General features: G+C 69.7%; 10 protein-coding genes. 1 reads left to right on the top strand and 9 read right to left on the bottom strand.

The window, feature by feature from the left end:
- The first annotated feature begins 124 nt into the window (after positions 1-124).
- On the top strand, positions 125-1,258 hold the full coding sequence (locus QE360_RS00910) for a cellulase family glycosylhydrolase (RefSeq protein WP_309698578.1): 1,134 nt from the start codon (positions 125-127) through the stop codon (positions 1,256-1,258).
- A 9-nt stretch (positions 1,259-1,267) separates the two neighbouring features.
- Here QE360_RS00910 and QE360_RS00905 read toward each other — a convergent pair whose 3' ends face one another.
- From QE360_RS00905 to QE360_RS00865, 9 genes are all read right to left on the bottom strand, one after another.
- Positions 1,268-2,578, bottom strand: a complete 1,311-nt coding sequence (locus tag QE360_RS00905; RefSeq protein WP_309698576.1) for a glycosyl hydrolase family 28 protein — start codon at positions 2,576-2,578, stop codon at positions 1,268-1,270.
- Positions 2,579-2,658: 80 nt separating this feature from the next.
- Entirely contained in the window at positions 2,659-4,014 is a 1,356-nt protein-coding gene (locus QE360_RS00900; RefSeq protein ID WP_405052544.1) for a glycoside hydrolase family 27 protein, read from the bottom strand.
- Positions 4,015-4,057: 43 nt separating this feature from the next.
- On the bottom strand, positions 4,058-5,488 hold the full coding sequence (locus QE360_RS00895; RefSeq protein WP_309704004.1) for a carboxylesterase family protein: 1,431 nt from the start codon (positions 5,486-5,488) through the stop codon (positions 4,058-4,060).
- 87 nt (positions 5,489-5,575) lie between these two features.
- Positions 5,576-6,679 (bottom strand): acyltransferase, encoded by a 1,104-nt coding sequence (locus QE360_RS00890; RefSeq protein ID WP_309698574.1) that lies wholly within the window; start codon positions 6,677-6,679, stop codon positions 5,576-5,578.
- The gene (locus QE360_RS00885; RefSeq protein ID WP_309698572.1) at positions 6,676-7,224 is read right to left on the bottom strand and encodes a sugar O-acetyltransferase; all 549 of its coding nucleotides are present in this window, start codon (positions 7,222-7,224) and stop codon (positions 6,676-6,678) included. Before QE360_RS00885 ends, QE360_RS00890 begins: the two co-directional genes overlap by 4 nt.
- A gap of 3 nt (positions 7,225-7,227) precedes the next feature.
- A complete protein-coding gene (locus QE360_RS00880) occupies positions 7,228-7,902 on the bottom strand; it encodes a DUF1349 domain-containing protein (RefSeq protein ID WP_309698570.1) in 675 nt (224 codons plus the stop codon).
- Positions 7,903-8,011: 109 nt separating this feature from the next.
- Positions 8,012-9,493, bottom strand: a complete 1,482-nt coding sequence (locus QE360_RS00875; protein ID WP_309698568.1) for a DHA2 family efflux MFS transporter permease subunit — start codon at positions 9,491-9,493, stop codon at positions 8,012-8,014.
- Positions 9,494-9,653: 160 nt separating this feature from the next.
- Positions 9,654-10,454 carry a polysaccharide deacetylase family protein gene (locus QE360_RS00870; RefSeq protein WP_309698566.1) on the bottom strand — a complete coding sequence of 267 codons (801 nt, stop codon included), beginning with the start codon at positions 10,452-10,454 and terminating at the stop codon, positions 9,654-9,656.
- Positions 10,454-11,596, bottom strand: a complete 1,143-nt coding sequence (locus QE360_RS00865) for a GDSL-type esterase/lipase family protein (protein WP_309698564.1) — start codon at positions 11,594-11,596, stop codon at positions 10,454-10,456. The genes QE360_RS00870 and QE360_RS00865 overlap by 1 nt, the downstream gene beginning before the upstream one ends.
- Positions 11,597-11,666 lie beyond the last annotated feature (70 nt).

Raw genomic sequence — 11,666 nt, 5'->3', positions numbered from 1 at the left:
TCTCTCATGGTTGCGGCCGACCTGTCGCGGTCGATCCGATTGGTCGTACAATATCCTGTAACATCGACGGATTTTTCTCTAGCCTCCTCGTGCAAAAGACCAACAAGACAAGGGAGAGGATGGGATGAAGCCATGGATGCTGGGCGGAATCGCGCTGCTCGCGCTGCTGCCCGCCGCACCGGCCGAGGCGCGGGACCGCTGGACCGAGGCGCAGGCCCGGGACTGGTATGATCGCCAGCCCTGGCTGGTGGGGGCCAACTACACCCCCGCCTCGGCGATCAACCAGCTGGAGATGTGGCAGGCGGTGACCTGGGACCCGGCGCGGATCGACCGGGAACTGGCGCTGGCGCAGGGCATCGGGATGAACACGATGCGCGTGTTCCTGCACGACCAGCTCTGGGCGCAGGACCCGGAGGGGTTCAGGCAGCGGATCGGCGCGTTCCTGACCATCGCCAGCGCGCATGGCATCCGTCCGCTCTTCGTGCTGTTCGACAGCTGCTGGGACCCGGCCCCCCGGCCGGGGCCGCAGCATCCGCCGATTCCCGGCGTCCACAATTCGGGCTGGGTGCAGGGGCCGGGAATGGCGGGGTTGCGCGACCGCGCGCGCTGGCCCCGCTACCGCGCCTATGTGCAGGGCGTCATCGGCGCCTTTCGCGACGATCCGCGCATCCTGGGCTGGGACGTGTGGAACGAGCCCGACAATGGTGCCGACCAGTATAAGGGCCAGGAGGGCAAGGAGCCGCTGGTCCGCGCGATGCTGGCGCAGGTGTTCGACTGGGCCCGCGCGGCGGAGCCGTCTCAGCCGATCACGTCGGGCGTATGGCTGGGCGAGGACTGGGCGCCGGGCGGGCGCGCCTCGCCGATGGAGAGGTTGCAATTGGCGCAGTCGGACGTGATCTCGTTCCACGACTATAGCTGGCCCGAGACGTTCGAGCGGCGGGTGAAGCAACTGCTCCCCTATAACCGCCCGATCCTGTGCACCGAATATATGGCGCGCGGCAACGGATCGACCTTCGACGGATCGCTGCCCATCGGCAAGCGGTACAATGTCGCGATGATGAACTGGGGCTTTGTCGATGGGAAGACGCAGACGCGGCTGCCATGGGATAGCTGGAAGAAGCCCTATGTCCTTGAGGAGCCGACCATCTGGTTTCACGAGGTGTTTCGCGGCGACGGCACGCCCTATCGCCCGGCGGAGACCGATCTGATCCGCCGCCTGGCCGCCGCGCCCAAGGGGGTGGTGCCCGCCGCCCCCTGATCCTTCGCGCTATCCGCCATCGGGAAAGGGCATCCAGCGGGCGGCACAATCCGCAGTAGCAACCTGGGCAGGGGGCAGGGCGGGGCCGGGCGGTGGCGGAGAGACGCCGCCCGGCCCGGCGGCGATCCGCGCATTCTCGACCTCCCATGTCGCGCCGGGTGCGAAGCGGACGCCGTCCATCGTCACCTCCAGCGGATGGCCCGCATCATGCCCGCGCAGCACCAGCGTACCGTCGGTGCCGGTCACGTCGTGCAGCGTGATGTCGCGGTAGAGCGGGATCGCAAACCCCTGTGCCGAGGCATCATAGCGCGTGTCGAAATCGATCGGCCGCCGGTTGCCGCGCAGGCATATCCCGTCATAGCGGATGTGTGTGACCAGCCCGCCCCGGCTGGCGTCGCTCTTGATCCGCAGCCCCGAGGTCGTGCCGTCGAGCGTCAGATGGCGGACGAGGATATCGCTGACCCCGGCCTGGGTCTCGCTGCCGATCGACATGCCGTGCCCTGCATAGAAATGGCTGTCGAGGACCGAGACATGCCGGGTCGGGCCCTTGCCCGCCTTGATCGCGACATTGTCGTCGCCGGTCCGGATGAAGGCATGCGCGATGGTGATGTCCTGCGACGCGCCCGGATCGATGCCGTCGGTGTTGCGCGCATCGGCGGGCGTGTCGATGCGCACGCCCCAGAAGGTCGCCCCCCGCACGTCGTTCAGCACGACATGGAAATTGGGCGCGTTGCGCAGGGTGACGCGGTAGAAGACGAGATCGCGGGCATGGTCGGCCTCGATCAGCCGGGGATTGTTCTGCTGGCCGCCCTCGCGTTGCGCGCGGCGGGCGAGTTGCCACCAGCTTTCGGCATGGCCGGTCATCGGGGTGCCGCCCGCACCGTCGATCGCGCCGTCCCCGACGATCCCGCCGCCGCGCGTCCCGTCGAAGCGGATGAAGGCGGTGCAGCCATTGCCCTTCGCCGCGATCGTGCCGCACATGCCTTGGCCGCGATCATAGACGCGCGGATCGGACAGGGCGGTCAGGACGACGCCGCGATCAAGCCACAGCGTGACGCCCGATGTCATGCGCAGCGGACCGCTGAGAAAGCGCCCACCTTCGGGACCGGCCACCAGCCGGACCGCCGCTCCGCTGTCGCAATGGTCGATGGCGGCCTGGATGCGCCGCGTCGCGTCCTTGCCCGCGCCATCGGGCGACAGGGTGGTGCAGATCCGTTCGGGCAAAGCGGGCTCGGCCACCGTCCGGCGATCCTGCGCCCGGGCGGTCGCCGCGATCAGGCCGAGCGCGAGGAGGGGGGCGAGGCGTAAGCAGGCAGCCATGCGGCCGTTCCTGCCATGCTCGGGATCGACCCCGCCTTACCGCCGGAGGACAGTGGGTTCATCCGCCATGCCGGTTCGCGTCAGGCGCGCAGGCGATAAAGCCCCGATCCATGCGGCGGCAGGGTCTGCGCGAAACGGCCGCCCGCCCGGCCGAGCGATTGTCCGCTCCACAGGTCGGTCACGCCGACCCCGCCCGGCAGGCCAAGATAGGACAGGGCCAAACCCACCTCCCTGGGCTTTTCGGTGGTGTTGAACAGCGCAAAATAACGGTCGCGCGGCGCGCCCTCGGGCGTGGCGGACCAGATGCGCGCGCCGTCCTCGACGAAATGCGGCCGGTTGTCGGTCGAGGCCTGGTTGACCGCCAGCACCGCGCGGTTGGTCAGCAGCGCCAGCGTCGGCGCGTCCAGATGGCGCAGGTCGCCGCCCATGATCAGCGGCGAGCGCGCGATCGACCACAGCGTCATCAGCGTCCGCTGCTCGTCGGGGGTGAACTTGGTGTCGCGCTTGCCCAGGGCGAGGCGGCCGAGCGGCAGCATGTCGGCATCGGGCCAGCCGCCCGGCCCGCAATAGGGCGTCCAATTCTCCAGCCGGGTGAACTGCGCCTCGAGCATCGGCCATTCGTCCCAGAAATCGTCCGAGATGCGCCACATCTGCGCATGGCGGCGGACATGCGGGCCCCGGATCACCGGCGTCTCGCCGGGCGACAGGCTGAGGATGATCGGGCGGCCGCTATTCCCGATCGCCTTGTGCGCCGCCTCGATCTCGGGCGCATGGGCGTCATAGGGGCGGCTCATATCGTCCATCTTGACGAAATCGACGCCCCAGGAGGCATAGAGCGCGAACACGCTGTCATAATAGGCCTGCGCGCCGGGTCGGGTCATGTCGACGCCGTACATGTCGGGATTCCAGGCGCAGATGCTGCTCGTGTCGGCGATGTCGGCGGCGCGGTAGCGGGTGCCGAGGATCGGCAGGTTGCGCTTCACCGCCAGCCGGGGAATGCCGCGCATCAGGTGGATGCCGAACCGCATCCCCATGGCGTGCACGTCCGCCGCCAGTTTCGTGAAGCCCGAACCGTCGGCGCTGGAGGGAAAGCGGTTGGGCGCGGGGATCAGGCGGCCATGACCATCCATCGCGGGCACCGGCGCGGCGCTATATTCATAGCTGGAGGCGTTGGGCTCATACCATTGGATGTCGACGGTGAAGATATCATAGCCGAAGGGCAGCAGCCGGTCGCGCATGATCGCGGCGGTCTCGCGGGCCTGCGCCTCGGTGATGGTGGTGGCGAAGCTGTTCCAGCTGTTCCAGCCCATGGGCGGGCGCGGGGCGAGCGGCCCTGCGGGCGCGGCGGCGCGGGCGCTCCCGCCAGCCAGCATCGCCGTGCCCGTCCATGCCGCCCCGGCCAGCGCCTGGCGCCGGTTGATCCCGCTTTCGTCCATCCTCACCACTCCCGGCCTGTTATTCTGTCGTTATCCCGGCAGGTTAGGGAGCATCCCCGGAGGCGGCAACCCGGTCGATATCCGCGCCCCAGGGATCGCGACCGACCACGACCGTTCCGGCGGGCGTGAAATCCGCCAGCGTGTCGGCGGCACGGCCATAGCGGTCCCAGCGGGGCAGGCCCGCGCCATTGGGGTCGCCGGTCTTCACGAAATTGACGAGATAGCCGCTCATCGCCCGGCCCATCGCCCGGTCGCGCGGGGTCGTGGCCGCGCCGTATTTGATTGCCTGATTGTCGAAGAAAAAGGGGATGTCGGTCGCATGCTGCGCGCCCGGCTGGCCGACCGACGAGGCGACATAGGAAAAGCGATATTCCCAGACCGGCACGCGCTTGTCGGCCAGCATTCCCGCCACCGCGCGTGCGCCGCCGACCATATAGCCGGTCTTGCCGCCGATATCGGCATCGGTCGCGCCGACCACCATCGGCACCCGCGCGAAGCGGTCGGCCCGATAGGCCGCGTGCGGATCGACGATCACCTTGCCGTCGACAAAGGGGCCGGAAAAGGTCGGCTCGCCGCCTGCGGGGTTGAAGAGCTGCGCCAGGTTCAGCCCGTCGGTCACCTGCTCGGCGGACAGTGCGCGCAGCCGCGACAGCGCATCGGGGGCGGCGGGGTCGATCCCCTTGGTGCGGGCGAACGCCGCGCCGATCCGCTCGACGGCGGCAAGCGTCCTGCGCGGATCGCTGCGCGCATCGCCGCCCGACATGACGAAGGCCCGGGCGAACAGCCCTTGCGCCTCGGGCGAGGTGACGAGCTGGTGCACCGACATGCCGCCCGCGCTCTCACCGACGATGGTGACCCTGGCCGGATCGCCGCCGAACGCCGCGATGTTGCGCCGGACCCAGCGCAGCGCGGCGATCTGGTCCATCGTGCCGTAATTGCCCAGCCGCCCACCATCGGCATTCTCGGCGGTCAGCTGCGGCAGCGCGAAGGTGCCGAACCGCCCGACCCGGTAGTTGAAGCTGACGACCATCACCCCCTGGCGCGCCAGATTCGCCCCCGCATAGGTCGGCGGCGATGCCCCGCCATTGACGAAGCCGCCGCCATAGATCCAGACCAGCACCGGCAGCTTGCGCCCGCTCCCGACGGGCTTCCAGACATTGGCGTAGAGGCAGTCCTCGGACGGCCGGGTGCCGAGCGGCGCGGCGTCGCTGGGAAAGGGTTGCTGCATGCAGTCGGCGGCATAGGCGGTGGCGTCGCGCACCCCGTCCCAGCGCGCGGCCGGTTGCGGCGCGCGCCAGCGGAGGGGGCCGACCGGCGGCGCGGCAAAGGGAATGCCCTTCCAGCTGGTCACACCGTCCGCGACGGTGCCGCGCACCTGTCCCGTCTCGATCCGGACCGTGGCGCCGTCGGACCGGGCGACGGCCGGGGCGGCCAGGGCGAGCGCCGACAGGGTCAGGACGGTCAGGGACTTCATCATCGGGCTCTCCTCCGCGCCGCTCCGGGCGTTCCGGGGCAAGGGGTACAACCCGATCATGCCGCCGCGCAATGCGGGGCGGTGAATTTATCGCTTTGTTATCAGGGCATTCAGGCGCCTTCGCAGGGGCGCGTCCCAATAATGATGCGCGACCGCGGCGAACAGGATCGTGAACAGATAGAGCGAAACCGCGATCGCCGTGGTCGTCGCGCCGCTGGCCGGTCGGGTCGCCACCCAGTTCATATAGACGTACACGAACGGATAATGGGTGATGTAGAGCGGATAGGAGAGCCGCCCCGCCAGCCTGCACAGCCGCAGCGTCGCGGGGCCGCCCGCCGAATGTCGGCCCGCCACGATGATGGCGGGAAACAGGATCAGCACACACCCGGCCTGGTAGAGTCCGTTCAACGCGATGCCATGCCACGTCCCCAGCACCGGCGCGGCGAACAGCGCCAGCAGGATCGCGCTCAACAGCGGGAAACCCAGCGTGAGGCCCGGCAGCCGGTCGCCCAGCCGATAGAGCAGCAATCCCACCAGAAACGGATAGGCCAGCCGGACCGGCGCGCCCCAGAAATTGGCAAGCCCCCAGCCGGTATCATAAGACCCCAGCGACAGCGCGGTGACCAGCGAGGCGATCGCCGCCAGCCCGGTCAGCGCGATCAGCGCGCGCATCCGCAACCGCCGCAGGACCAGCGCATAGGCGAGATTGCCGATATATTCCTGAAACAGGGTCCAGGCCGGGGCATTGAGCGGATGGCTGTCCCCCAGCCGATTGGGCAGCGGCGGCGAGGGCAGGGCGAGCATCGCCGCGACGAAGGCCAGAGCCACCCATGCGGCCGAGGCATCCTGCCGCCCATCGGCGAAGGGATCGCCCAGATAACTCGCCAGCCCGAGCAGGGCACCCAGCATGACGAGCGGATGCAGGCGAACCAGGCGCCGGACGAGAAAGTCGCGCACCGTCATCGCGCCCCATCGGTCGTCATAGGCATAGCCGATGACGAAGCCCGACAGCGCGAAGAAGAAATCGACCGCGAGATAGGCATGGGGCAGCATCAGCCGCGCCGGATCGAACAGCACCGTGATGCCCTGGATATGAAAGGCGACGACCAGCAGCGCCGCCGTGCCGCGCAGGCCGTCGAGCGTCTCGAAATGCGGCTTGTCCGTGCCGGTCCGGTCGAGCCGGGCGCTCATCGTCCGATCGGCCGGGCGGGATTGCCCGCCACCGTCGCGCCTTGGGCGACGTCACGGGTCACGACGCTGCCCGCGCCGATGATCGCATCGTCGCCGATGGTGACGCCGGGCAGGATCAGCGCGCCGCCGCCGATCCAGACATTGGCGCCGATGCGGATCGGCCGCCCCCATTCCAGTCCCTGCGCGCGCTGCGCCGGGTCGCGCGGGTGGTCGGCGGTCAGGATCTGGACGCCCGGCCCGACCTGCGTCCCCGCGCCGATCTCCACCGTCACGACGTCCAGGATGACGCAGCCGAAGTTCAGGAAGACCCCGTCGCCCAGCGCGATGTTATAGCCATAGTCGCAGTGGAAGGGCGGTCGCACGACGACGTTGCGCCCGACCTTGCCCAGCCCCTCGACCAGCAGCGCGTGACGCCCGCTCGCATCGGCGGCGAGCGACGCGTTGTACCGCGCCATCCAAGCCGCCGCCGCCGCCTGGTCGGTCGCCAGTTCGGGATCGTCGGCGGTATAGGGCTCACCCGCCAGCATCCGGTCCTTCTGGCGCATCGATCAGCTCAGATCGTGCAGGTCTTTGCCCAGCGGGGCGGTGATGCGCAGGTCGGAAAAGCGGACGCTCAGCCCGCTGCGCTCCGGGGTGCAGGCCATCGGCCCTACCTGATAGGCGGTGGCGACGGGGAAGGGGGCCAGCCGGACGAGCGGCCATGTCCGGCCGTCCGCCGACACCTGCAACCGCAATACGCCCCCGGCGACCGTCGCGCGCATCCAGAAGTCGGCGGCATCGCCCGTATAGGGGCCGGTCGCCCAGTCGGAACGGCCATCGGTCAACACGCTGCTCAGCATCGCGCGGCCATCGGACAGCTCGATCCCCGCCTTGACCCAGCGGCGTTCGTCGACGCGCACCATGATGCCCGCCTGATCGTAGAGCTTGTCGTAATGGCCCCGGATGCGCAGCTGCGCGGTGAAGGCGTCGGGGGCGGTGAATCCCAGGAAATGGCCGCTGTCACGCGTGAAGCCATAATGCGTCTCGCGCCAGAAGTCGGTGCCCTGATCGGTGGCCAGGGTCAGGTCGCCCGCCGCATCGACGCTCCATTGCCGGGGCTCGTTCAGCCAGCGGCCGTCGCGGCGGCCCAGCACCGGCCTGCCCGCATCTTGCGCCGCCGCCACGCCGCCGATGCCCGGCACCGTCAGCGCCATCGCACCCCCCATGACCGACCGGCGCGACATTCGCCTTTCCTGCATGACATCCATCCTTTCCGAACAGCGGATCGATGGCGATGTGTACATTTGTACACATGCAATGCAAGCGGTTTGCCGACGGCGGGGCGGGTCGGGTTCACCGGGCCGGGTGGTGCCCGCTCATCTCCGCTCCCGCATCGGCGGCGAAGCGGCGGTTCCAGATCACGGCGGAGGCCGAAATAGCGGCAACCACCAGGAACGCCGCCGAAAACACGGTCAGCGTCGGCTGCGCCTTGCCCTCGACCAGCGTCCCCAGCTCCAGCACCGTCGCCGCCGTGCAGATGCCCAGCGACAGGGTCAGCTGCTGGAAGGTCGCATAGAAGCTGGTCGCCGCGCTCATCCGTTCCTTCTCGACATCGGCATAGGCGATCGCGTTGAAGCCGGTGAACTGGAACGAGGTGAAGAAGCCCGACAGCGCGAGCACGCCGATCATCGCGGCGGTCGGCCAGTCGGGGCGGAACAGCGCGCAGGTCGCATAGCCCGCGCTGCTGACCAGCCCCGACACGATCAGGCTGCGGCGAAAGCCCCAGCGGCGCAGCACGCGCGGCGCCAGCGCCTTCATCGCCAGCGCGCCGACCGCGCCCGCCATGGTGATCGTGCCCGTCTTCGCGGCGGTCAGCCCGAAGCCCAGCTGGAACATCAGCGGCAACAAAAAGGGCTGCGCGCCCTGCGTGATCCGGGTCAGCGATCCGCCGATCACCGACAGGCGGAAGGTCGGCACGCGCATCAGCGTCAGGTCGAGGATCGGGTCGCTGACCCGCCGGGCATGGCGGATATAGGCGACGGCCAGCACCGCACCGACCGCCAGCAGCGCCAACGCGGCCCAGCCCGTCCCCGGTCGGCTCGCCAGCTCGAACCCGAACAACAGACAGCCGAGCGCGATCCCCGACAGGAGGAAGCCCGACACGTCGAACCGCGCCCGCGCATCGCCGGGCACGTCGGGCACCAGCAGGATCGCACCGATCATGCCCAGCACGCCGATCGGGATGTTGAGATAGAAGATCCAGCGCCAGTCGAGCCAGGTCACGATGAACCCGCCCAGCGGCGGCCCCAGGATCGGCCCGATCAGCGCGGGCATGACCAGCCAGGACAGCGCCTGGACCATATCCTCCTTGGCGACGCTGCGCAGCAGGACGAGGCGGCCGACCGGCACCATCATCGCCCCGCCGATCCCCTGCAGGAACCGCGCCGCGACCAGGATGGGCAAGGTCCCCGCCTGCGCGCACAGCACCGAGCCGAGCAGGAAGATGCCGATCGCCGAGCAGAAGACGGTCCGCGATCCGAAACGGTCGGCCAGCGTTCCGCTGGCGGGAATGAACAGCGCCAGCGCCAGCAGATAGGCGGTCAGCGCGAAGCTGAGGCTGGTGGCCGACGTGCCCAGGTCGCGCGCCATGGTGGGCAACGCAACGGTCAGGACGGTGCCGTCCAGCTGCTGCATGAACAAGGCCGACGCGACGACCAGCGCGATGACCCGATATCCGCGTTCGGGGGGGCGGGCGTCCGGGGCGGGGGTAGGGCGCGAACCGCTGGTCACCGCCTCGACCGCCGGGGCCAGTCCGTCGCCCACATCCGCACTCATCGAAGCCAAATTACGCCGCCGCCATCGCATGCCGTCCCGTCACCTCATCGTCCGCCATTGCCGAGTCTCGATCCCTTTACACGCAAATGGCGCAAAACGATCGATTTTGGGTCATGATGGCTGACGAATTGGGGCGGCAGAGAGTTCCCGATGGCGCGCGCTATCGGCGGGGCGATGTCACCGGATGCGCGTGCGCCCAGTCGAGCGCCTGTTGCAGCGTGGCGACCCAGACGTCGCGCCGATGCGCCTTCAGCCAGGCGACGAAGGCGCGGTGCTGCGCATCGCTGACCGCCAGGTGATCGCCGTCGACGCCGTGGAACAGCAGCACCGCCATGCCGCCGCCCGCCTCGGCCTGTTCGACAAAGGCGATCATCTTCGCGGCATCGTCGCCCTCGCCGAAACCGCGTGCGGGGATGTGCATCGGGTCGATCCGTGCGACGTCCGCCGCCAGCTCGGCCGGGCTGGCGCTGACCCCGCGGGCATAGGTGACGAGGCCGGCGGCGCGCAGCGGCTCGAGATAATCGACCCCGCCTGCTCGCGTCTCGCCACAGGGTGTCGCAAAGCCGTGGCGCATCCTGCCGTCGAGCGCGGTCAGCAGGACATTCTGCTGCGCGATCTCCTTAATCATGCTCGCCGGGGTATAGGCCTCGGTGGTGTAGCGCGGATCGGCGGGAAAGGCGGCGGCGCGGCAGGGGTGGAAGATGGTGTGATTGCCCAGCTCATGCCCTTCATGCGCCACGGCGCGCCAGCGACCGACATCCTGCGCGCGGACATTGGCGAGGAAGAAGGTGCCCTTCAGCCCGGCAGCGTCGAGCGCGGGCACCGCATGGTCGAGCTGCGAGGGCAGCGCATCGTCATAGGTCAGCACCACGGCCGCCTTCGCACCATGGGGCCAGCGGGTGGCGGCCTGGGCAGGCATGGCGGCCGCCGCGAGGGCGAGCAGCGTCAGGAGGCGGCGCATCAGCGGCGCGTCCATATATCGGGTCGGGCATCGATGGCCCGTTCGATCGCGGCGGCGATCCTGCGATCGTCATCCGTGTCGGGATGGGCGTCGCAGCCGGTGAAGCCCAGCCCGTCGACGGGCACGAAGGCGATGCGCCGTTCCCCGCCCGCGCGCAGCCGGTCGACGACCTTGCCGACCTCGCGCTTGATCTCGCCATCGGCCAGATCGGTCGCCCACAGGACGAAGAAGGCGCGGGGATAGTGGCGGCGCAGGCGGCCGACGAAATCGACATAGCGCCGCTCGTAATCGGCGTGCAGCGCGTCGCGGTCGGCCCAGCGCTCGCCGGGCTTCAGCGGCGTCGAAAAGTCGTTGGTGCCCAGCGCGATGACCACGACCTGCGGGTTCCAGCCGGGCGTCGCCGCCGGGGTGCGGCCGTCGAACAGCGCATAGGGATAGGCGTCCGGCAAGGTCGGCGCGGCGAAGCCGCCATAGTTGCGCACGATCCCGCGACCGGAAATGGCGTTGACCTGATAATCCGCGTCGTAATGGCGCGCGGCGATGCCGGGCAGGCCCAGCGTCGTGTCGGTCGTCCGCCAGATCGCATCCTGGCTGCACTGACGGGTGGGGGAGGTGTTGCCATAGCCGACCGTGTGCGAATCGCCGATGAACTCGATCTGCCGGGCGCGCGGCGCGGGCGCGGCCAGCGGGGTCGTGCCGGTGGGGGCGAACAGCCCGCGCAGCACCGTCCACCCGGCCTGGCTCTCGCTGGCGACGTCGACGCGGATGCGGTGCGGCCCCGCGCCCCGTGCGGCGATGCGATAGAGGCCGGGGGCGGGGCGGACCAGCGGCATGGGCGCGCCGCCATCGAGGCGGATGCGCAGCGACACGGCGCCGGGGCCGACCCCCAGATCGACCGACGGCCCCCGGAATGCGCCCTCGATATAGGTGCCCGGCCATTGCCGCCGATAGCCGTCCGTCGCGACCACGCGCCCGCCGATATGAAGCGGCAGCGGTCGCCCCGCCCGAGTCTCGGCCCCGAGCGCGCGGATGCCCTCGGCCGCACCCGACTGGGCGGGCAGGGCGGCGGGCAGGCCCATCGTCAGCGACAGACCGGCGAGCATCAGGCGGCAGCTCCGTGTCGGGGGCAGGATATGCGGCATCGTCTCTCCTGACGGGGCCGATGTTCCGCCCCATATGTCATCGCGTGCTACCCTCGGCGCGGCGCAACGC

Source organism: Sphingomonas sp. SORGH_AS_0789, from assembly GCF_031453055.1.
Taxonomy (GTDB): domain Bacteria; phylum Pseudomonadota; class Alphaproteobacteria; order Sphingomonadales; family Sphingomonadaceae; genus Sphingomonas.
Note: the sequence above shows the minus strand (reverse complement) of the source record. Positions and strands in the feature narration are given on the sequence as shown.

What these genes read in the sequence shown, in the direction of transcription:
- QE360_RS00890 (WP_309698574.1), bottom strand. Translation starts at nt 6,679, where the DNA reads ATGAGCGCCCGGCTCGACCGGACCGGCACGGACAAGCCGCATTTCGAG.
- QE360_RS00885 (WP_309698572.1), bottom strand. Translation starts at nt 7,224, where the DNA reads ATGCGCCAGAAGGACCGGATGCTGGCGGGTGAGCCCTATACCGCCGAC.
- QE360_RS00905 (WP_309698576.1), bottom strand. Translation starts at nt 2,578, where the DNA reads ATGGCTGCCTGCTTACGCCTCGCCCCCCTCCTCGCGCTCGGCCTGATC.
- QE360_RS00880 (WP_309698570.1), bottom strand. Translation starts at nt 7,902, where the DNA reads ATGTCGCGCCGGTCGGTCATGGGGGGTGCGATGGCGCTGACGGTGCCG.
- QE360_RS00910 (WP_309698578.1), top strand. Translation starts at nt 125, where the DNA reads ATGAAGCCATGGATGCTGGGCGGAATCGCGCTGCTCGCGCTGCTGCCC.
- QE360_RS00895 (WP_309704004.1), bottom strand. Translation starts at nt 5,488, where the DNA reads ATGAAGTCCCTGACCGTCCTGACCCTGTCGGCGCTCGCCCTGGCCGCC.
- QE360_RS00875 (WP_309698568.1), bottom strand. Translation starts at nt 9,493, where the DNA reads ATGAGTGCGGATGTGGGCGACGGACTGGCCCCGGCGGTCGAGGCGGTG.
- QE360_RS00865 (WP_309698564.1), bottom strand. Translation starts at nt 11,596, where the DNA reads ATGCCGCATATCCTGCCCCCGACACGGAGCTGCCGCCTGATGCTCGCC.
- QE360_RS00870 (WP_309698566.1), bottom strand. Translation starts at nt 10,454, where the DNA reads ATGCGCCGCCTCCTGACGCTGCTCGCCCTCGCGGCGGCCGCCATGCCT.
- QE360_RS00900 (WP_405052544.1), bottom strand. Translation starts at nt 4,014, where the DNA reads ATGGACGAAAGCGGGATCAACCGGCGCCAGGCGCTGGCCGGGGCGGCA.